The sequence below is a fragment of the Desulfobacula sp. genome (assembly GCF_030145145.1).
Lineage (GTDB): Bacteria > Desulfobacterota > Desulfobacteria > Desulfobacterales > Desulfobacteraceae > Desulfobacula.
Genome location: NZ_JAQYWD010000061.1, coordinates 1 through 22097, shown reverse-complemented (window position 1 = coordinate 22097; position 22097 = coordinate 1). Strand labels below are relative to the sequence as shown.

Sequence of the window (22097 nt, the reverse complement as noted above, 5' to 3'; positions counted from 1 at the left end):
TTGATGCTATACTTTATCACGTAGGGAGATGACCGATGTGTGTGTTTTACTTTTACTTACGCATTATTATTTATTCTTAAAGCGCTGAATCTAAACGACATCAAAGATACTTTACTTACTTATCATTTGCTTCGATTCCCCGCTTTAAGCAAGATGGATTATGGTTCCACAAAAAGATTGGGTTTTCACGTGAAGGGTCTCTGACTCTTACCCTTGTCCGGCTGACGGAGCAGAGCCCGATGGGGCTGACTGCGGAGCAAATCGGAGAAAAGCTTCAATGCCGCTGTCATGCTGTTTTGGTCAAATTATACCGGGAAGGTCGGTTGCAGCGTCAAAAATTAGGCCGGTCATACGTTTACCTGGCAGCCGATGCGCAAACTGCTTCAGCCCAGCGCCAGGCGATACCAAAAGCACACCCTGCCAGGTTGCCGGCAGAGATGGCGGTATTGGTACTTGCAGAGTTTATCCGCACCCCTGAAGCTAAAATTCATCAGTTGGCCCAAACAATATCCCGTCGTACGGGTGTCCTTATTAAAAGCGAACAGGTTCAGATGCTTTTTGAACAGCATGGTTTTAAAAAAAAAGCCTGAATTCTGGAGAGAAAGCCTTGATTGCGCTGGGCCAATGGCTTGGTCAACTCACGCAAGAGACATTGCCGGGTGCATTGTTTCCGAAACCTCCGGTCATCCGGTTCAGGCCGGATCACACGATATGTCAGTGTGGAACAGCACTTGTAGTTCTAAAAACAAGGTGCAAGAAAGTGATGAGTATGACAGGACCATTTATTGCTCACGAAACCCTGTTAAAATGCCCGCACTGCAATAGTGTGTTTAAATCCCAAGCCTTGCGGCGGTTGGTTGCCAAACATTGTACTGTGGCCTGGGATGTTGTTGTCTTTGCAGGGCAAAGCCTTTTTCAACGCCATCGAACCACAGAGCAGGTTCGCCGGGATTTACAAACCCGTCATGTGACCCTCTCTCCTTCGGAGATAGAATATCTGGGACGTAAATTTATCACATATCTGGCTCTTGGGCATCGCCGGGCTACTCCGCAGATAAACCAGGCAATGCGGCAGAACGGTGGCTATATTTTGCATCTGGACGCAACCCACGAAGGGGATGCGCCTGCATTGATGACCGGCATGGATGGTTTAAGCCGGTTTGTTTTGGGCAACATAAAAATTCCCAGCGAGCATGCCGATAGCATTGCCCCATTCCTGCAACAATTGAAATGTGACTATGGTGTGCCGATTGCCTGCGTCCATGACATGGGGACCGGTATTCTCAAAGCGGTGGCCCAGGTTTTCCCGGAAACCCAAGATTTTATCTGCCATTTTCACTTTCTGCGGGATGTGGGCAAAGATTTACTCAATCCGGCCTATGGCCAACTCCGTAAAACTCTGAGAGCTCATTCGGCCACTACGGATTTGAATGCCTTGATCCGACAGGCACGCCAATATATTGAAAAACAAAGTGCTGACACCGCATGGTTGGCAGTAGCCATCAAAGAAGGGAAGAATTTTGGGGATATTCAACAGACATCCTTGATTTCTGCATATTCACTGGCACTGTGGTGTTTGCATGGCAAAAAAAGTGGCAGCGGCTTAGGTTTCCCGTTCGATCGTCCGCTGCTGGAATTTGCCCAAAGACTGCTGACTTTAAGCAATTACCTGCCAGAAGTTCAACAATGGCTGCCCGACAACGACCGGATTGGCAATCGAATTTTTTTCAAGCTTGCGGATAAGGTCTCAAACGTTGTAAAAGATCCGGCATTTGCTCAATCCGTTAAAGAGCTGCAATGGCGCAGCCAACTCTTTGACGATCTTCGTAAAAAGATGCGCATCGCAGAACCTGGCAGCGATAAGGGGCTTAATGACGAGGGTACATATCAATCCATGGCAAATATTCAACAAGGCGTTCAACAATTTCGTTCCCGGCTTCAAACGGATCAAACATTGGCTGGTGATACACTTTGCTGCAACGTTGGAAAACAAATCGACAAATACAGTAAAAAGTTGTTTGCCAATCCCATAGAGGTAAAGACATCGTCGGGTAGCGTGACCATTTACCCTCAGCGTACCAATAATATGCTTGAACAATTCTTCCGCAATCTACGCCGTGGACATCGTCGTAAAAGCGGAAACAACTCAATGCACAGAGTTCTTCAGGCAATGCTGGCAGATACACCTTTAATTAAAAATCTTGATAATCCCAAGTACATGGAGCTTTTTCTCAATGGCAAAAATCGTCTTGAAGAATTGTTTGCAGAGCTTGAAAAACATTCGTGCATTAATGAATTAGAACCAGCATCTGATGTAGATAGAATATTGCCTGGGTTTCGAAAACTTATCAAAATGAAGGTTCTTCCAAATTTAATCACCCGGTTGGTCGCTGACTGTCACGCTATGGCATAAAGAAACCTGAGGGTCACTATCAAATTTTGTGCCAACCGTTATTTGTGATAATAGGAAAAAGCAATAAATCAGATGCCCTCCAACAACTTTTTGAGACATGGCCAGGAGCAGTGTTCAGTGAAAATCCCCAATCAATTGATCCTCTTTTCAATCAAATATTCAATCTCGACAAGACCAAAGAACCCCGCCCATTTAATCTTTTAATCAAAGGTACAAATTTCCAAATTAATGTATGGAAGGCTTTATTGCAGATACCCAGCGGAAATGTGGTGAGTTATCAAGATGTTGCTGAATATATTGGCCGTCCAAAAGCATTTAGAGCCGTTGCCAGCGCCATTGCCATTAATCCAGTCGCATACTTGATACCATGCCATAGGGTTATTTCTAAATCAGGTAAAATTCATCAATATCGGTGGGGCTTTTCAAGGAAAAAAGCTATTGTTGGATGGGAGGCGGCAAAAAGAGCGTGCATTGACTGCCTATAAGGAGCCCAGCGGGCTGAATCCTGTCTGGAGTTTTATTCAGTTGTCCTGACCACAAATTATTTACAAGTATTGGCAAACCTGAAATAATGAGCGCCTAACTCAGATCAAGGAGATTGCACATGTTTGGTGATATAGTAAATGCGCGCAAAAGATTGTCCGGATATGCCAATAAAACACCTGTTTTTACTTCAGGTACTTTAAATAAGATTGCAGGTGCTGAAATTTTTTTAAAATGTGAAAATTTTCAAAAAACAGGTGCTTTTAAATTCAGGGGTGCTTTCAACAGTATCTCTAAATTGTCTGAAGCTGAAAAATCAAAAGGCGTTATCACTTACTCTTCCGGGAATCATGGCCAGGCTGTTGCTCTGGTTGGAAAGATGCTAAATATCCAAACCACCATTATCATGCCTGCCAATGCACCAGAAACAAAGATGGCGGCAACCAAAGAATATGGGGCAAATGTAGTGGAATATGACCCCAAAAAAGATGCGCGTGAGGAAATCGCAATAGCGATTCAGAAAAAAGAGGGTCAGACCCTTATCCCTCCTTTTGATCATCCCGATGTCATTGCCGGACAGGGAACAGCCACACTGGAACTGTTTGACCAGGTCGATTCACTGGACATGGTATTAACTCCCTGCGGCGGTGGCGGGCTTTTAAGCGGTACGGCTATTGCCGCAAAAGGAAAAACCCCGGACTGTGTTGTCATTGGTGTCGAACCTGAAGTTGCAGATGATGCTGCACGTTCCTTTAAAACCGGAACCCTCCAATCTGTTAAAAATCCTCCGACCATTGCTGATGGTACGAGGACCTCTTCCTTGGGCAAACTGACCTTTCCCCTTGTCTTGAAATATGTCGATGATATGGTCACTGTATCAGAAGAAGAGATAATTAAAGCGGTTCAATTCCTGTTTTATAGGATGAAACTGGTTGTAGAACCCTCCGGTGCCCTTGGCGTGGCTGCGGTATTAAGCAGGAAGATAACTCCTGGAAAGAAAACAGGGGTTATTTTAAGTGGTGGGAATATTGACGCAAAGACCATGAAGTTGATCCTTGATTATTAGACAGGCAAAAGCCAATGACGTGATCAGTTTTTCCTTGCCTCATCGGGCTGAACCTCATTATCCTCAGACATGAATAAGAATGCTTTCAAATTTCTGCCTTGAATGGTATTGATACGTTTTAAAAATATAGAATTAAGGATAATTAAAAATGCCCAAGGCCTGTGATTTAAAAAAAGGGAATGTTTTGGAAATAAATGGTGAAGCTTATATGGTTAAAGATATTGATGTGAGATCTCCATCTGCAAGAGGCGCTGTAACGCTTTACAAAATAAGATTCAACAACATTCGGACAAAACAGAAATATGAAGAAACCTTTAAGGGAAATGATATGATCAGTGAGGTAGTCCTTCTGAAAAGAGCTGTACAATATCTGTACCCTGACGGTGCCCTCCACGTGTTTATGGACAGCAAGGAATATTTCCAGTATATGGTGGAAGCTGATGCAATTGAAGATGAGCTTATCTGGATCACAGATGACATGGAAGGCCTTGTCGCCCTAATCATTGATGAACAAATGGTTGCCCTCGAAATTCCAAAATCCCTTGTTTTTGAAATATCAGAAACAGCTCCGGAATTAAAGGGGGCCAGTGCAACAGCAAGGACAAAGCCTGCAACCCTTTCAAATGGTATTGAGGTTCAAATACCTGAATATCTTAAAGTCGGGGAAATGATCAAGATCAATACTGAAACAAAAAAATTCATGTCCCGAGCCTGATTTATAGTAATTCAGGCATTTAAGGGGCACCTTGACTATTTTCCGTTTTAGCCCCAGTTTTTCAGGCTTTATTTATGGTCTTAAAGAAACGCTATTTCAGATTTGTGTAAATACTGTTTTTCAAAATAAAAAGTTGTAAAATTCATTTCGAGACCATAGAAAAATAATTATTTTTTTCGGATCTAAACGTTCAATTTTTTCAAATTGAAATATTTTAAAAAGACGAGATTACGGTTTACAGTCCTGTCTTTTAATACTTAAAAAAGAGGAGTGGACTATCCCTGATTTTGATCCCTCCCAATGGAATCTTTGATCTGAGAATAAAATACGCCTCAGCATCACAACTGTCCCATCCCACGATACATATAAATGTTACAAAACTGTCTCGCAAGGATGATCTCCATTCGTGCCTCAAAAAATCGGGAATGCTGAAAATCACCATGGATTAAGGCATTTCACTAAAACCACTATTTTTTGAGTATAACAAAACACCCCTCTAAAATATTTTGGTATAATTTATGCTATTTGTTCTCAATACCGGGTATGGCAGGTCACCCTGTCACAACAAAACAGGTAGGCGCATGATGAACCAGATTTAACATTATGAAAAGCCGGCAAAATATTTATAATAGAAAAAAGGAGCAGCCCCATGGTGGATCTCCATCTTAGACCTTTTGAATCCTGCCGGATGGGGGATCCCTCGATGACCCCTGACGAGATTAAGGTCCAGAAAGCCAGCATTCCAGGTTGGGAAATCGTTGATATCAGTGGCGTGAAAAAATTACACAGGGAATTTAAGTTTAAAAATTTTCAACAGGCCCTGGCATTTACCAACAGACTGGGAGAGATTGCAGAGAAAGCAGACCATCATCCATCCATCTTAACCGAGTGGGGCAGGGTTTGTGTGACTTGGTGGACCCATACGGTACAGGGGCTTCATATCAATGATTTTATCATGGCCGCCATGACGGACAGGCTTATATAGCGCATTCGAATAGTTGAAAAATTACCGGCTGGATTTGGCAAGGTAATCCTAATAAATTGCGCCAAACAGTATCAATTTTGATTATAAAAGGAAGATATTATGAAAAATGACGCCGATAATAAAAATAATGCCATTGAACTCAGATGTACGGAATGTCACGCGCAATTAAAGGAGAGGAAATCACGAGTGCCGGACAAATGCGAGATGGTTTGCGGTGGGTGTGGACAAGAATGATTAAAAGAACGTGTAATTAAGGAGATAATACGATGAAGAAAATAAAGGTTTTTTTGACATTGGCACTATTTTTTATATTGGTATCCGCTACCGCAGCACTATGTGGTCAGTCCTATCATCATAAAGACGGTTACAATAAAGGCGGGGGCATGGCATTGAAGGCGCATTTATCTGATCTGGACACAGATGGTAATGGCAGCCTTAGTTTTAAAGAGTTCAAAAGTGCTTTCCCGTCCACGGAGCAAAAGGCCTTTGATTTCCTGGATAGTGACAAAGACGGGATGTTGAATCATGACGAATGGCACAGCTTTAAGGAAATGCACAAGGGGATGGGAATGCATGGTAAGAAAGATGTCCATGCCACAGGCCTGCCTGATCCGTCAGGCTTCAATGCCCATTTCCCGGACATGGACAGTGATAAAGATGATCTGGTAACCCCTGTGGAATTCAACGCCCAGTTCCCGGACGCATCCGAAGCGACAAAGGTTTTCAACGCAATTGATCTTGACAGGAGCGGTGCCCTGGACCACGATGAGTGGCATGAATTCAAAAAAGCCCACGGTATGAAGCATGTTGAATAAATAGGAAGGGGGGCTTCAGATGGATATTGACCTGCATACCGTTGGCAGATATTTGATCAAAAAAATCATTGTCTATACCTGCTCATGAACGAATTCATGAACGAATTCATGAACGAACAGGGCTTTTTTTTGGTGTAGCTTTCTGTTTTTTTACAGTGTTTTTGTTTTTGGATTTAGATGCTGAGTCAGTTTTTCCAATAAATCTGATTTTAAATTCCAGCAATGCCAATAGAGTTTCACTGATACATGGCAACCAGGAGATAGATCAACCAACTGACCGCTGCGTACCAAAGGCATGCTTTGCTGATCTGGCAGCATGCCATAAGCAAGCCCCAAAGCGATGAATTCTGCAAATTTCTCAACAGATGGCACATAGTGGGTCGGGATGGCGGCAGGCACTTCCTCCAAGGCTTGGTGAAGCAGTTTGTGATGCAAATCATCCTTTCGATCGAAGATAATGGCTGGAGCCTGGCGGATATCATCGATGGCAAGTCCATTGGGGAACCATCGGGCTGCAAATTCCGGCGCAGCCATCATGTGGTAATTTGTACACCCGATATATTCGATTCGGCACCCTTGCATGGGCTGCTCATGAGTGCTGATGCACCCCATGACCTCACCATCTTTCAACAGCTGATGGGTCTGTTCCTGATCGTCTACCCGGATGTCAAGGAGCACCCGTTCCTCAAGTAAAAAGGGGTGGATTGCCTCCAAAAACCAAAAAGCAAGACTGTCAGCGTTGACACCCACTGATATGGACGCAAACCCTTTGTTGGCCGGTTCGCAAATTTTTTCCATCAGATCATCCTCAAGCCGCTTGACCTGGAGATAGTGTTTTAGCAGTTTTTGGCCGGATGATGTTGCCCGAGGGGGTGTTGTACGTGCTATCAACACCTGTCCTGTAAGTTCTTCAAGTAATTTGACCCGCTGGGAAACTGCAGACTGGGTGATGCACAATGCCCTGGCAGCTTTATCAAAACCGCCTTCCCGGGCAACCATTGCCAATGCTTCAATGAGCTTATAATCGAACATAACAAATAAATTAGCAAAATTAATAGAACATTAAAACAATTAATTTTACTTTTATACCCTCCTACCCTATTTATTATTAATAGATAAAATATCACACATCAAGGAGTACCAATGATTACACCATTTATACAAGGATTCGGCACCGGGGGGGGATTGATTGTAGCTATTGGGGCACAGAATGCCTTTGTCCTGTCTCAGGGGGTTCGGAGAAACCACCACTTTATAATTGCATTAATTTGTATTGTTTGTGATGCCATATTCATCTCAGTTGGGGTCACTGGTTTCGGGACGGCTGTTTCATCCAATCCTACCCTGTATCAATGGGTAACATGGGGGGGTGCCGGTTTTCTTTTTTTCTATGGGTTTGAATCTCTTCGTTCTGCTTTGCGGGGAGGGAGCATGGATATAAGCGATCGGACGATTCGGACTCTGAAATCCGCCATTATCACTACCTTGGCTGTCACCCTGCTCAATCCGCACTTTTATTTGGACACCGTTATTCTCCTGGGTAGTGTGAGTAGTCAATTCCACGGGGAAAGCCGACTATATTTCTGGGTTGGAGCTGTTTCTGCCTCCACACTATGGTTTATCAGCCTTAGTCTTGGGGGACAGATGCTTGCGCCCCTGTTCAAAAAACAAATATCCTGGCGAATTCTCGACAGTTTGGTGTGTGCAACCATGTGGGCTATCGCCGTATCATTGATGATCCATAATGCTTCCATTTAGATAAAGAAACATTGGAATCACCGTCTGCACAGTTAATCCCTTTAAATAAGGAGATCTGGCTGGAACACACCCTTGGAGGTGGACAATACAATTTTTTCTCACTCTATGACAAAGATAATTATGAGCTCGTTACACAAAGCAGCTTGAAAACTAAGAATTTCCTCCAAATTTTTATGCAACATCGGGGTTCACACTTGATAACAATCAATATTCTCTGTATAATTATCAAATTAACAACACATATGGAGGCTTTATGAGCCAATTCAATGAGCACATAGATATTCTGATTGATGCATATAAATCAAGCATAGAGCAGATGACCTACCTGAAGGTTATTGATTCAGAAATAAGACAGGTTCTCGATGAACAGGGTGCTTTACCATTTGCGCATATTATATCCTATACGGATTATGACAAAAAAGTTATCGGAAAATTTGTCCTGACATTCAACAGCGTTCATGACGCCTTAACACTTGCTTCTGCCATTGCAGAAAGACTTGGAATGGGAAAACTTAAAGAAATCGGTGATGATTCTACCGATTTATTAAATGAGTTTTTAAATGTAGTGGTTGGGCGAACCATATCAGACTGGGACAGCATTGGCTTGAAAGTGAAATTTGACACACCCATTTACAAAAAAAGTTACAAAAGTGACTTTTCAAAGTCGTTGCAGGGATATATCATCAGCCTTGATATTAAGGACACAGAGATAGAAAATTCAACAGAACGAATTTTTTTGAGAATAGATTTCGATGAAAAAGCCGAAAGCAAAATCAAGGACAAAAAGATACTCCTTGTTGATGATTCAAGAGTAATGAGGCAGATTATCTCCCAAACTCTTAAAGCAGAAGGAGCGAATGTAAAAGAGGCGGAAAATGGGGAGGTGGCCATAAGAATTCATCGAACATTTAATCCTGATTTAACACTCATGGATATTAATATGCCCGAAATGGGCGGATTTGAAGCCATTGCAAAAATCAGAGCGTATGATAAAACTTCAAAGTTTGTTATTCTTTCTTCAAGCTCCAGAAAAGATGAAATAATCAAAGCAAAGGAATTAAAGGTGTCGGGTTATCTGGTAAAACCAACCGAGCCTGAGAAACTTATCGCAAGAGTTTCTTCCATATTAGGCTGATATTATTACAGGTGAATTTTCCCCACTTTTTTTGCGACAGAACGGTTATTTGAGAATATAATATGCCGTACCATTGTAATCCACTCTTTTCCATTTTTTATGGATATCAAACAGCGATTCCGTGGCGCCAATGATCAGAACGCCGTTTTTATTCAGACATAATGACAGGCTTTGAAACAATCTCTGGCGATCTGTTTTGCTGAAATATATCGCCACGTTCCGGCAAAAAATAATATCAAATTTTTTATATTCAACCTTCGGCTGCAACAGGTTCATTTTTTCAAAATGAACCATACTCCCCAGCTCATCTCGTATTTTCCAGTTCGCATCTTCCCGGGTAAAATATCTTTTCAATTGAACGGCATTCAACCCCCGGCTGACTTCATAGTTTGAATACTGGCCCCGGCTGGCTTTTACGATGGCTGAATCTGAGATATCAGAGGCTTTAACTTTGATATTGTGGTTGATAAAATTTTCTTTGAAATACTCCATAAGCGTTATGGCAATGGAATACACTTCCTGGCCGGTTGAGCATGCACAACTCCAGATATTGAGATGGCCCCGCGCCTGTCCCCAGTTGACCTGCCAATCCGGCAACAACTTTTCCTTTAATAGCGCATAGGGCCTTTTATCTCGAAAAAATGAGGTTTCGTTTGTGGTCATTAGATCAACGATATGGTTGGTCAATTGTGAGGAGTCATTTGCCTTGGCAATCAGATCTTCAAAAGAAGAAAGAGAATATTCTTCAATAAGTGGTTGAAGTCTGTTTTCCAGAAGATAGGCCTTGTTTTTCTTCAGAACGATGCCACTGTGTTTGCGGACTATAACTGCCAACTCCATCAGCGCTTTGACGGTTATCCTCATCTCCCGACCCGTCGTACAATCTCCGTTGCAATACGGTTAAGAGGTACAACTTGGTCAACAACACCGGCATTGATAGCTTCACCCGGCATACCAAAAACGACACAACTTTGCTTGTCCTGTGCAATAACCTGGGCGCCCAGCCGCTTCATCAACCGCAAGCCAAGAACCCCGTCAGCCCCCATACCGGTCATGATGATACCAAGGGCATGTTTTCCATACACCTTTGATATCGACCGAAACAAATAGTCTACCGATGGCTGACAGTGATTCTCCGGCGGATCATCATTGATTTCAAGCATGGATTTTCCCGAAACATGTACAACTTTCATCTGCTTGCCTCCCGGGGCGATAAAAATTGTGCCCCGCTTAAGCTCCATACTATTTTTCGCCTCTAGTACATTCAACGCACTTTTCTGGTTAAGAGATTCTGCCAATGCGGCTGTAAACTCTGACGGCATGTGCTGAACAATGACAACAGGAGTACGCAAATCTTCGGGAAGACTGGGAATAAGTTCTGCCAATGCTTTGGGACCACCGGTTGAAATACCGATGGCAACGATTTGGATACGCCCAATCCCCGCCTGGGGTGTTCCTTTTCCTGGCGCAGGATCGCTGACAATAGGGTTTGGCATCGCCTGGCCGTTGTCGACTAAACAGGGTTGTATCTGGGCTATGAGCTCTTTTACAATTGGGACCAGCTGGTCGAGAAGAACAGTTTTGCTTTCCAAAGGATTTTGGGTCTTCGGTTTGGTAACAAAGGTCAACGCGCCAAGTTCAAGCGCTTTTAATGTTATGGCGGCACCTTCTTTTGTATGGGCCGAAACCATAACTACCTTCAAATCGGGGTGATCAATCCTGACATGTTCTAAAACCTCAAGCCCGTCCAGTTCAGGCATGTCAAAGTCCAGGGTCAGCATGTCTGTTTTTAGATAAGGAATTTTTGCCAAGGCCACCTTGCCGTCTGTGGCAGTCCCAACAACTTGGACACCTGGAATGTTGGAAAGGACATCTGACAGAACTTTCCTGTACAAGACAGAATCATCAACGACCAGAACTCTTAATAAACATTTGGACATCTGTGCCTCTATTTTTTAAGCAGCTCATCCAAGTCAAGAACAATCACCAGCTCTTTTTCCATGCGATAGACCCCGTTGATAAATGCACCACTTATCCCGTCAACATTTGACGGCGGAGTGGAAATATCGAAGTGGTTTGCACTGACAACATCGTGAATATTATCCACCAGCAATCCAATGCACTCATTTTCATAGCGGACAAACACAACCTGGATGCCATCATTATCTTCACTTGGGGGCATACTAAATTTCTGATGCAAGTCAATGACAGTGACAATTTCACCGCGAAGGTTTATAACGCCCCGAACATACTCAGGTGCCCTGTGAACAGGGGTAATTTTAAAGTTATGGTTGATTTCCTGCACGTGGCGTGTGTCAAGCCCGCAGAGCATGTCTCCGATTTGAAAAAGGGCAAGTTCCATGTCCAGACTTTCGTTAGCTATATTGATCATTAGTTTTATCTCTGTTAAAATGTTTTGTTTTGGATCCGGCTGCCTTTATCTGTGCGCTTGAACAATAAGGAATCCACCCTACACAAGATACTTCTTGACGCAGGAAATTATTTTTTCGCGGTCCAGTTTTACCAGGTAATCATTAATGCCGGCATCTCTACCTTCTTTTTCCGCAGCATCTCCGGCCAGACTTGTGACTGCAATAATGGGTAGATTCTTGAACCGCTCATCAGCGCGTATCTTTCTGGTCATCTCCAGTCCATTCATATTGGGCATCTCAATATCGGTCAGCACGATATCAATTTTTTCCCTGTTCAGTACCTCCAGTCCTTGCACACCATCCGTCGCTGTCAACGGTTTGTAACCGATCTCTGAGAGAAAGGATACGACTTGATGAAGGAAGAATGGGGAATCTTCAACCACTAAAATATTGCCGGGGCTGTCCTCTTTTATTTTGGACTTTAATGCTTTTGTCCACTCGGGCATAATGGTGTCGATGACCCCATAAAGATCAGCCAGCAAGGTAATTTCTTCGTTAATAATGGTTGAACCCATGATACCTGGCTGCTTGTGGGTCATTTCATCGATAATATAAGTCCCCCTGATGATATCGATGATTTCTGACATAATAATGCCCACCTCCTTGCCGCTTATGGAAAATACAATAATATAGCAGGTTGGGCTGTCTGTCTTGGGTGAGCCGACATCAGCGACCTCATCAAGGCTAAACAGAGGCAGCGGGCCACCGCGGTACTGAATATTTTTTCGACCTCCGGTGATCTTGATGTCTTTTATTTTGCACAATTCTATTCTTGATATCAGGTCCAGTGGAATGGCGATCTGTTCGTCAGGTGCATTGCAGACGAGCAAAAAAGATTGGGTGTCTTTCACTATTTTGCTCTCAGCTCTCTTTTGGGCTTGTTCCTGAACAGATTTTGAAACGGTTCGCAGGTTCATGATCTTGCTGATGCCGATGATATCTAAAATAAGCGCCACCTTGCCGTCACCTTGAACAGAAGCGCCCGCATAGCACTCGCAGTCACGTAGGTGGGTTCCGACGGGTTTGACCACTATCTCTTCAGAGTCGAGCACCTGATCCACAATCAAACCATAATGATAGTCTCCCACAGAGACCACCAGAATGTTATAGGCACTCATTGGGCTGGTCCGCCTGTCGGGGATAAAGGCCCTTTTTTCTGGGTCAGAGACGATACTTTCCGTATCAACCTGCCGAACGATTTTGTCGACTGGTGCCTGCCGTCGATCTTCTGTGAGGGTTCGTTTGTCCGGAAACTGCTCGCCTGTGTCGTCAGAGGCGTAATATCGATCTTCAATACCAAGGGCATCGGTCAGTTTAATCAACGGCAGAAGTTCACCTCTGAGGCGCATAACGATGGCAGAACCGATTTTTTCGATTCTTTCCTTAACCTTTGCTGCCGGTATTCTTACCAGCTCTACCATATTGACTTGGGGAATTGCATACCGCTCTTTTTGCACGGAGATAATTAAACTGGGTATAATTGCCAGGGTCAAAGGTAGTTTAATGGTTATCATAGATCCCTTGCCCGGAGTCGTGTCAATATTGACAGTCCCGCCAACTTTGGATATATTTGTATTAACAACATCCATCCCGACGCCCCGGCCTGAAATGTCCGTGATTTCTTTTGCTGTTGACATGCCGGGCAAAAAGATGAGGTTTGCAATTTCTTTATCGCTTAATTCATCAAGGGAAGCGGATTCGCGCAGTCCCATGGTCAAGACCTTTTCCTTAACCCGCTCAATATTTATTCCGGCGCCGTCATCTTCAATGGCAATCATCACCTGACCGCCTTCATGATAGGCTGTTATTCGCAAAATACCTGTTTCAGGCTTTTGGGCTGCAATACGCTCTTCAGGCATTTCAATACCATGGTCAATAGAGTTCCTGACCAAATGGGTCAGTGGATCACCTATGGATTCAATAATGGTTTTGTCCAGTTCAACCTCTTCTCCTTCGACAATGAGATTGATTTTTTTACCAAGATTCTTGGAAAAATCACGGACGATGCGCTTAAATTTGTTAAAGACATTGCCTACAGGCTGCATGCGAGTGCTCATGATGGCTTCTTGAAGCTCGGAGGTAACCAGGTTGAGACGTTGAGAAATGTTGTCGATACCTGTGACCTTTCGGGACGATACGGCTTGGACAAGTTGGTTTCTGGTCAAAACAAGTTCACCCGCCAGGGTCATTAGACTGTCGAGCAGTCTGACATTGACCCGCAGGTTGTCTGGTTTTTGTTCCGCTTTTGCTAAAGAATCTTTAAGCGGGGTCCTGTTCGGTTTCTCCATTGTTTTCACAGCAACTGTTTCCGTTAAGACAGATGGAGTTGAATCCGGCCCGGATTCAACGGGTTGCGCTTGTCGGGGTAAGGGGGAAGGAGGCAAAGCAGCCTGTTCCAGGTCATCAGGGGTAATCAGTTGAATTTGATCCGGATTAATATCGAAAAAATTTTCCATCAGGTCTTTTTCCAATATGGCAGCAAAGAGAACGAAAAGTGGGCATCCATTTTCTTTAATCAGCTCAACTGAAACGTCTTCGTCAATATTCGTGGCTAAAACATCTCCGGTTTCTTTGAGTTCTTCTAGGATTTCTGTATGGTCTTTTCCTGTGGATTCACTATCGTTTAACAGGTTGTATTGTAAAACATAGAGAAAACTTCCCTGTTCAAAGAACGCATCCATCACGGATGGTTCTACTTTGAGCAAAAGATCCGCAGCCGATGAGGATATTAATACCGGGTTGTTTTCGGATGCGGGTTTATCATCAGTGGAAATCATAGTCGCGCTCTCAGATGATACAGGGACAGGCGATGTTTTTTTCTCTATATTATTATTCTCTGGGTTGCTATTCTCTTGCGGGGCATCTCCAAGACAAATAGCCTTTAAGCTGCTCAAGTTGCTGGAAATATCGATTTCATTTGAACTTTCATGGCGGTTGATTAAAGTAGATAAGGTATCCATGGCATCAAGCAATGTTGAGATAATTCCGGGTGTAGGGATAAGCTCCATGGCACGAATTTTTGCCATTACATTTTCACTGTTATGGGCGAGTTCTTCGACACTCTTAAGACCCAGATAACCGGCTCCTCCCTTGATGGTATGTACGGCCCGAAATACCTTGTTAACAATCTCTTCGTTGAAGTTAACTCCCGCTTCCTCAATGCTGAGCAGGTCATCTTCAATGCCGTCAAGATGATCCAGTGCCTCTTCGATAAAATCATTGAAAATTTCTTTGTCTTCAATATTGGACATGCGGCTCCTCTTTACCTAACTCGGCCTTATCTGTGATAAGAACTTTTCAACTTCATCCTGCAAAACATCGGCCTGTTTTAACAGTTCATCAGCATTGGTCAGCACTTCACTTGCGGCTTGTCCGGTTTCGTTGGCGGCATGGGTAACAATCGTAATGCTTTGTGTTACCTCTTGAGTGCCGGATGCCGCCTGGCTCGTGCTTTCAGCAATGTCGCTGGTTACAGAAGACTGCTCTTCTACTGCAACGGCAATGATTGCTGAAATCTCATCCATGGTATTAATTGTTTCGGTTATGCCGTTAATTGCAGAAACGGCATCCTGAGTGGCGCTTTGTATACCGCTAATATGTTCAGCGATTTCAGTGGTGGCTGCGGTTGTCTGTTTCGCTAACTCTTTCACCTCACTTGCAACGACTGCAAATCCTTTACCGGCTTCTCCGGCCCGGGTGGCTTCAATGGTTGCATTTAAAGCCAAAAGCTTTGTTTGTTTTGCAATGTCAGTGATTAATTGGACCACATCACCAATTTTTTGAGAGGCTGTGGTCAGGCTTCGCACCATTTCATTGGTGTTCTGTGCTTTTTTGACAGCACTTCTTGCAATTGCCGACGAGCTGGTCACCTGTTCACTGATCTCTCCCACTGAGGCGGTTAATTCCTCTGTGGCAGACGCCACGCTGAGAACATTTGTCGACGTCTGCTTGGAAGTGGCAGCAGCAGATGAAGACTGTTGGTGGGTTTTATCGGCAGTCTCGTCCATTTTCAGGGCAGACCCCTGCAAATCCTTTGCTGCAGTTAAAATAGCATTGATGACCTTTCCTATGCTGGAGTGAAAGGACGTTGTCATTTTCTCCATCATCTCTTTTTGTTCTTTTTCATTCCTGATTTTGGTTTTTTCCTGCTCTTCTTTCATCTGTCTTTTCTCAATTGCGTTTTCCTGAAAAATTTTAACCGCCTTGGCCATCTTGCCGATTTCATCTGTTTGTTCCTGGGTAGAGATTTCAATTTCAAGGTTGCCGGCGGCAAGTTTTTCCATGGATTCGGTCATGCTGACCATTGGTTTGGTGATTGATTTTGCAATTGCTACGATGAACAGACTGACAATGACAAGGAAGAAAAAAACACCGACGATCAGCACGAAATGTTGCTTATCCAGGGCATTGTGAAGTTCTGTCAGATCATAGGTAAGTGAAATAATACCACCTTGTTTGCCGATGCTCCAGGTGGGGTGGCATCGAATACAATCAGCAGAGACCATTTGGGGGGTATAAATCAGGACGGAATCATTTTTGATGACTTGAAACGGATCATGCAATGAAGAAAACCTGCCCAATATTTCAGGCGGCACATCAGCAGGAACTGAATCGAGCTCAGAAGAGGATAAGTTGATTTTTCCTTGCCGATCATAGAGTGAAACCTCTAATACCCCTTTAATCTTTTTCTGATTGGAGAGCAGCTTTTTAAAATTTTGCATCTGACCCCTCTCCAGGGAACCCTTGACACCGTCCTGGATTGAATGGGACAGGGTTTGTACTGAATCCATATAGGTTGCGGTCATCTGTTTTTTTACAAAATCACTGATAAGATATCCGCCGATGGCCAGAGAAAAAAGGAGAACAACGAGAATGGGAAACAGTATTTTTAAATTAAATGGTAGATTGGTAAAAGCATTTTTGATCATGGAAACAACCTCTTTTTTCGATAAGGTTTACATTTTTTCATCCTGTGGTCAGTATTCGTAATTCACGATGTTATCGAATCGAGCAGTAGCCTTTCCACCGTTGTCAGGTGTTCAGAACTGCTGTTGACATCAGTCAAAGCCTGTCGGATATCCACAATATTTTCGTTGACCTTCCTCATGCCATTGGTAATTTGCGACGCGGCGGCGGCAGTTTGAACAACATTGGAGTTCACCTCTCTGGTCTGAAGCGCTGCTCCGCTGACGTTGTCAGCGATATTATTGCTGGAAACACTCTGCTCCTGAACTGCAGCAGCGATTGTTTCTACAATGTTCGTCATATTGTGTGTCACGTCATTGATTTTTTTTATCTCTATTATCGTGCTTTGAGTGGAACTGCTCATGGCTTCAATTTTGTGTTTAATGTTTAGGGTGGCTTCATTTGTCTGGGCAGCCAGGTCCTTCACTTCCCCGGCAACAACGGCAAATCCTTTACCAGCCTCTCCAGCTCTGGCCGCTTCAATTGTCGCATTCAAAGCCAGCAGCTTTGTTTGTTCGGCAATCTCGACAATGGTATCAATGACCGAGGTAATTTCTTCAGAAGCCTTGCCTAAAATATCGATTTTTTTAAAGGCTTTATCGACACACGACTTAGCCTCCATCGTTATCAAACGGGCCTCTTCGGAATTTTTAGTAATCTCGCCAATGGTGCTGGTCATTTCATCTGTCACAATGGTTATTGAATCCATATTCTTTTGTAAATACTCAGCCGCCTGTGAAACAGAAGCGATATTAACCCGCATCTCTTCTGTAGCTGCCGCAACCGTGGTTGACTCTTTGGCTATACTTTCAGATTTTTCTGTCAGATTGGCTGTCGACCTTGAAATACCAGCAACGGTTTCATGCAATTTCTTCGCATTGGCTTTGATCCCTTCACAAAGACCTTGCTGTTTATAATTTGCCTGTTTAGAATTTTTATTTTCTGTCTCAAGCTTGACTGCCAGGTCCTTTAAAATGCCGGCAATTACGCCGATCTCGCCGGCATTTTCAATACTAAAGACTTCAGAATAATTCCCCCTGCTGATTTCAATTGCAAAATCGGAACAGGCAATGATCGGTTGAGAAATTTTTCCGGCCAGCACCCACAGCAGATAACCGGATAGAACCAATGCTGCGCATAAAACACCGAAAACGATTGGTAGTCTTTCGATGAACAGTGCGCTTTCGGCACTTACTCCCCTCTCCCTTACGACAATAATAATAAAAGCCAAAACCATGAAGGCAATCAATATTCCAAAGCTGCCGGCAACAATTTTCTGACGAATCTGTAATCCTGAAAACATGGGTTCTTTCTTCTGGTCCAACGAAGCAGACATGCTCATCTCCTTTAAATTAAGCTTCATTTATTGTCCTCCGAAATTCTGGAAGCTGCCTGTTCAAATGATCTATAAAATGGAAAGTTCTTTTTTGCTGCGAACTGAGGGGAGGCACAACCGATACAGGGCGCATTGGCATCGATACACCAGGTTTGCCCACCGTTCCACCACCTTGTCGGGCAGTCTGCATAGGTGTCGGGACCCAGGCAGCCCAACTTGAAAAGGCATCCTTTCTCTCCCAGTTTTCGGGCAAAAATTTCCTGTTGAAAGTCATGATACCGTGGACAAAGTTCATGGACTTTACGACTGAAAAACAATTTGGGCTGACCATTGACCAATTCTGGCAAGCCTACCTGTACCAAGTGAATGATGGTTTTCCATACCCAGTCCGGATGCACCGAGCATCCCGGGATTTCTATCAGCAGGGGATCTATTTTTTTGCGCTTATAAAATTCTTTCAGGCTGACAGCACCGGTCAAATTGCCCTCTGCAGCAGGAATACCGCCATGGGTAGCACAGGTGCCCACCGCTAGGGCACCACTCATGGTTTTTGCAGCTGCTGTTAAATAATCGGCAAAGGGTTTGTTTCCGATAACACAGGCTTCGGGCATGTCCCAGGGGATGGCACCCTCCACTGCCAGAAAGTATTCCCCGTTGCGGCCTGAAATATACTCTTCAATAAGGTTCAGCGCCTGTCTTCCGGATGTGGCGGACAAATCAGCGTGAAAAGAAAGTTTTGAAAATTGAGTGATCATGGAAACCGCATTGGGGGATTCTGCCTGGAGCAAAGAAATAGAACAGCCCGTACAGGACTGGCCTTGAAGATAGAGAAGCCTGGGAACATTTGCGGGGTCAATCTTTTTCAAGGCTGCATGAACAATCCCGGGAAACTGGGTAATACCAAAGGAGGCGCTTAAACAAGCAGCCATTTTCAAAAATTCTCGTCGATCTATCATAGATTTGTCCTCAGTGAAAAATTAAAAAATTTCAACCTGTATACGGATCGGTTTGTTAATGCACGGCACAGGCCAGACACGGATCAAAAGAATGCACAATTCTATTGGCCTCAATTTGTTCTTCTGGGTTCTCCACACGGGTTCCCACCAATGCCGATTCAAGAGCGCCCGGTTGGTCCCTGTCATCCTTGGGTGAACAATTCCAGGTGGTGGGTACCACACATTCATATTTTTCTATTTTATAACCTTTAATCTTAATATAGTGGAGAAGGGCACCCCGTGATGCTTCAGTGGCCCCAAATCCTTCCCCTGATTCCGGAAGGTCATACTCGGCCATAAACGGCGCTTGTAGATCAATCCGTTCCGTCTCTTCGAGCAGGAAATCCGCAATGACCACGGCCGATATGGCACGGCACAAATGTCTTCCCAGCACTGAATTTAAATTGTCAACCGTAATGCCGGCAATGCCGACAAATTTATCCACCAATTGTTTGATTTTAGGGTTGTTATTTTGACGGTAATCCACCAGGATTCTGGCTGCCGGTCCGACCTCCATCACTTTCCCTTGATACCGTGGCGCTTTCACCCATGAATAGGCCCCGGGTTTATGGGTGGATGGGGTTAATTCTCCCTCCTTTACCGTTAAACCTGAAGGGGATGAATATTTGGAATATTTTATATCCTCCCGGATCGCATCAAAATCAACCGGGCGAATAGTATTGTCCAACAGCACCCCGGGTGCAAACAGCCGTTTACTGTCAAGCTCGGGTCCAAAAGGCAAAAGCCCGTATGAAAGAAACCCGCCACGGCTTTGACCGATATGCCAGTATTCAGGAAATTGTCCGGCCACGGCCAGAATATCGGGAAGATATTTTTTGTGAATAAAATCATGAACCTCAGAAATTAATGAGCGGTATGAGGCAATATGATCGATATTGGGTTCCTGGGTGCATCCGCCTGGGAAAATAGCCGTTGCATGGGGAAACTTACCACCGAAAATAGCAGAGGCCTTGTTGGCCTTTTTTTGAATCTCAAGAGATTCAATATAATGCTTCAGGGCAAGGATATTGGTCTGGGTATCAGAAATATAGCGCCCTGACAGTCTTGGCAAAAAGGGTGCTGCCGGAAAACGAGATTTTGAGCCGGTTTCAGCGTTCACCCAATCCCTGAGAGCGATTAAATCAGAATCTGACTCTTTATATTCGAGTATTGCCGTAACATCTACAAAATCCAACGCAGAAAGCTGATAAAAATGTAATAAATAATCATAGAGGTGGTTTGCCCCTTGTATCAAATTATGCAAAATGCGGCCGTTGGGCGGAACGTTTAAATGGTATGCATTCTCCTGGGCATAGGAGGATGCTATCGCGTGGGCGTAGGGGCATACGCCACAAATTCTCTGGGTTATCTGCTGGGCATCTAAAGGATCCCTGCCCCGGAGAAAGACTTCAAAACCTCTAAACATTTCTCCGACGCTTTTGGCCTCGGTAATTACATTGTTTTCAACTGTTGTATGAATACTCAGATGCCCTTCCAAACGGGTTACAGGACCGATATCAACTTTCATGGGACTCCTTAATTTCTTGCATAATCAAAAAATTTTATTTATTCTGTTCCGATTAAATGATGTATTTCATTCATAAGAACGTTAATATCCAATGGTTTTAAGAAAAACCGATCCGCACCGCAGCTTAAAATCCGTTCTTTATTTTCCTTGGTTTTGTGTCCTGAAATTGCAATTATTTTTATGGCTGAAGTGTCATGGCTTTTCTTTAACTGCTGACAGACTTCAAATCCATCCATTTTTGGCATAAAAAGATCAAGGATGACCATGTGCGGTTTAAATTTAACTATTTTAATGCCTGCTTCAAATCCATCAGAGGCATAGGCCAAATCATATCCTTTGCGAGAGAGTACCTTACCCAACAGTTTCTGCACAGGTGGGTCATCATCCACAATTAGAATTTTTTGTTTGTTGATATCGGCTCGACAGCTGCAATCCATTTTTTTTGATTTGATAAGATTGTGAAGCTCTTCACGGGTTATCCGATAGTGACCACCCGCAGTCACACCTGCATTAAGCAAACCGGACTTGATCCATCGCCATATAGTCGCTCTTGTGACTTTGCAAAGCGTTGCAGCTTCTGTGACACTAATAATTTCGGTTTCAAGTTTCATAAAAATCAAAACAATTATTGGGGGCAAATTTGCATAATACATATATAACAAATGTGACGTTTGATACATTAAGTTGTTTTGCTCGTTTCTGTCAAGATACATATCGATAATATTGTTCGAAAAATGGCTGCTACAATGTTGAAAAACCTCGGTGCTTCAGTTCTGACGGCAGTCAGCGGAATTGAGTAAGCGATCAGTAAACCGCACCTTTATTAATTAATAAAGGGTAGTGTCGGGGTTTTATCACGATTAACAGGACAAGATAATTGTCGCACAATACCTGACTGTATTTTAAAGCTTTTTGGAATCAACATACCGTCATTAGATGAAAATCATATGTATTTTATAAAAAGTTTTATAACCCCTGATTTTATGATTGACGTATTAGAAGATTTTTGGTCTTCGTTAAAAAAGCGATTCATTCCTCATACGCTTGTGATTAATCTTGACAATGGTCCTGAAAATAGCAGTTATAGAAGTCAGTGGATAAAACGATTGATCGAATTCTCAAAAACCAAAACCGTTAATATCAGTCTGGCTTACTATCCACCATATCACAGCAAATAAAATCCAATTGAAAGAATTTGGGGGTATAGGGAACGAGTTCAGTTTCACAAAAAAAAATTTGATGAATTAGCCCCCGGTTTTGGATGATCTCCATTGTGGCGGAATTATCAGTCACTGACTGAAAAGGACTCAGAACGGGACTGGTAATTTGTAGAAAATAAAAAGCAAATTCAGAGCTCCTGACATTAAGCTTCAAAAAGCCTTATTTTAAAGGGTTTTACTTGACTTTTGGGTAAAAATATCGTAGGTTAAGCTGCATCCAAAAAAGGAAAATATAATGCTTCAAACCTACA

The 22097-nt window shown here is 43.4% G+C and carries 20 protein-coding genes and 1 pseudogene; 11 read left to right on the top strand and 10 right to left on the bottom strand.

Features of this window, described 5'->3' with window-relative positions; all coding sequences use genetic code 11:
- Nucleotides 1-239 precede the first annotated feature (239 nt).
- The 8 genes from Q1Q15_RS23960 to Q1Q15_RS23925 all read left to right on the top strand — a co-directional run bounded on the left by Q1Q15_RS23960 (nucleotide 240) and on the right by Q1Q15_RS23925 (nucleotide 6477).
- Nucleotides 240-590 (top strand): hypothetical protein, encoded by a 351-nt coding sequence (locus tag Q1Q15_RS23960; protein WP_300465181.1) that lies wholly within the window; start codon nucleotides 240-242, stop codon nucleotides 588-590.
- A 17-nt stretch (nucleotides 591-607) separates the two neighbouring features.
- Nucleotides 608-2413, top strand: a complete 1806-nt coding sequence (locus Q1Q15_RS23955) for a transposase (protein WP_300465180.1) — start codon at nucleotides 608-610, stop codon at nucleotides 2411-2413.
- 44 nt (nucleotides 2414-2457) lie between these two features.
- Entirely contained in the window at nucleotides 2458-2898 is a 441-nt protein-coding gene (locus tag Q1Q15_RS23950; protein WP_300465179.1) for an MGMT family protein, read from the top strand.
- Nucleotides 2899-3017: 119 nt separating this feature from the next.
- Nucleotides 3018-3962, top strand: coding sequence for a threo-3-hydroxy-L-aspartate ammonia-lyase (locus tag Q1Q15_RS23945; protein ID WP_300465178.1), 945 nt, complete (start codon nucleotides 3018-3020; stop codon nucleotides 3960-3962).
- 148 nt (nucleotides 3963-4110) lie between these two features.
- Complete coding sequence (gene yeiP, locus Q1Q15_RS23940; protein WP_300465177.1) at nucleotides 4111-4677, top strand: elongation factor P-like protein YeiP; 567 nt, start codon at nucleotides 4111-4113, stop codon at nucleotides 4675-4677.
- A gap of 649 nt (nucleotides 4678-5326) precedes the next feature.
- Complete coding sequence (locus Q1Q15_RS23935) at nucleotides 5327-5662, top strand: 4a-hydroxytetrahydrobiopterin dehydratase (protein WP_300465176.1); 336 nt, start codon at nucleotides 5327-5329, stop codon at nucleotides 5660-5662.
- Nucleotides 5663-5761: 99 nt separating this feature from the next.
- Nucleotides 5762-5896: a hypothetical protein gene (locus tag Q1Q15_RS23930; protein WP_300465175.1), complete on the top strand. Its 135-nt coding sequence runs from the start codon at nucleotides 5762-5764 to the stop codon at nucleotides 5894-5896.
- Nucleotides 5897-5928: 32 nt separating this feature from the next.
- Nucleotides 5929-6477, top strand: coding sequence for an EF-hand domain-containing protein (locus tag Q1Q15_RS23925; protein ID WP_300465174.1), 549 nt, complete (start codon nucleotides 5929-5931; stop codon nucleotides 6475-6477).
- Nucleotides 6478-6627: 150 nt separating this feature from the next.
- Here the strand turns inward: Q1Q15_RS23925 and Q1Q15_RS23920 are convergent, their stop codons facing one another.
- Nucleotides 6628-7509 carry a LysR family transcriptional regulator ArgP gene (locus Q1Q15_RS23920; protein ID WP_300465173.1) on the bottom strand — a complete coding sequence of 294 codons (882 nt, stop codon included), beginning with the start codon at nucleotides 7507-7509 and terminating at the stop codon, nucleotides 6628-6630.
- 111 nt (nucleotides 7510-7620) lie between these two features.
- Here Q1Q15_RS23920 and Q1Q15_RS23915 point away from each other — a divergent pair, with 111 nt between their 5' ends.
- Nucleotides 7621-8235 (top strand): LysE/ArgO family amino acid transporter, encoded by a 615-nt coding sequence (locus Q1Q15_RS23915; protein ID WP_300465172.1) that lies wholly within the window; start codon nucleotides 7621-7623, stop codon nucleotides 8233-8235.
- A gap of 253 nt (nucleotides 8236-8488) precedes the next feature.
- Complete coding sequence (locus Q1Q15_RS23910) at nucleotides 8489-9370, top strand: response regulator (protein WP_300465171.1); 882 nt, start codon at nucleotides 8489-8491, stop codon at nucleotides 9368-9370.
- 45 nt (nucleotides 9371-9415) lie between these two features.
- Here the strand turns inward: Q1Q15_RS23910 and Q1Q15_RS23905 are convergent, their stop codons facing one another.
- From Q1Q15_RS23905 to Q1Q15_RS23865, 9 genes are all read right to left on the bottom strand, one after another.
- Entirely contained in the window at nucleotides 9416-10234 is an 819-nt protein-coding gene (locus Q1Q15_RS23905; RefSeq protein ID WP_300465170.1) for a protein-glutamate O-methyltransferase CheR, read from the bottom strand.
- Entirely contained in the window at nucleotides 10231-11310 is a 1080-nt protein-coding gene (locus Q1Q15_RS23900; RefSeq protein WP_300465169.1) for a chemotaxis response regulator protein-glutamate methylesterase, read from the bottom strand. The genes Q1Q15_RS23905 and Q1Q15_RS23900 overlap by 4 nt, the downstream gene beginning before the upstream one ends.
- Before the next feature lie 8 nt (nucleotides 11311-11318).
- Nucleotides 11319-11762 carry a chemotaxis protein CheW gene (locus Q1Q15_RS23895; RefSeq protein WP_300465168.1) on the bottom strand — a complete coding sequence of 148 codons (444 nt, stop codon included), beginning with the start codon at nucleotides 11760-11762 and terminating at the stop codon, nucleotides 11319-11321.
- Nucleotides 11763-11840: 78 nt separating this feature from the next.
- Complete coding sequence (locus tag Q1Q15_RS23890) at nucleotides 11841-15053, bottom strand: hybrid sensor histidine kinase/response regulator (RefSeq protein ID WP_300465167.1); 3213 nt, start codon at nucleotides 15051-15053, stop codon at nucleotides 11841-11843.
- A gap of 15 nt (nucleotides 15054-15068) precedes the next feature.
- Nucleotides 15069-16730, bottom strand: coding sequence for a methyl-accepting chemotaxis protein (locus tag Q1Q15_RS23885; RefSeq protein WP_300465166.1), 1662 nt, complete (start codon nucleotides 16728-16730; stop codon nucleotides 15069-15071).
- A 62-nt stretch (nucleotides 16731-16792) separates the two neighbouring features.
- Nucleotides 16793-18070, bottom strand: a complete 1278-nt coding sequence (locus Q1Q15_RS23880) for a methyl-accepting chemotaxis protein (RefSeq protein ID WP_300465165.1) — start codon at nucleotides 18068-18070, stop codon at nucleotides 16793-16795.
- A gap of 56 nt (nucleotides 18071-18126) precedes the next feature.
- The gene (locus Q1Q15_RS23875) at nucleotides 18127-19059 is read right to left on the bottom strand and encodes a hydrogenase small subunit (RefSeq protein ID WP_300465164.1); all 933 of its coding nucleotides are present in this window, start codon (nucleotides 19057-19059) and stop codon (nucleotides 18127-18129) included.
- Between the two features lie 55 nt (nucleotides 19060-19114).
- Nucleotides 19115-20626, bottom strand: coding sequence for a nickel-dependent hydrogenase large subunit (locus Q1Q15_RS23870; protein ID WP_300465163.1), 1512 nt, complete (start codon nucleotides 20624-20626; stop codon nucleotides 19115-19117).
- A gap of 38 nt (nucleotides 20627-20664) precedes the next feature.
- Nucleotides 20665-21339 carry a response regulator gene (locus Q1Q15_RS23865; protein ID WP_300465162.1) on the bottom strand — a complete coding sequence of 225 codons (675 nt, stop codon included), beginning with the start codon at nucleotides 21337-21339 and terminating at the stop codon, nucleotides 20665-20667.
- Nucleotides 21340-21537: 198 nt separating this feature from the next.
- Here Q1Q15_RS23865 and Q1Q15_RS23860 point away from each other — a divergent pair.
- Nucleotides 21538-21801: pseudogene (locus Q1Q15_RS23860) on the top strand (ISAzo13 family transposase); the annotation flags it as partial.
- Nucleotides 21802-22097 lie beyond the last annotated feature (296 nt).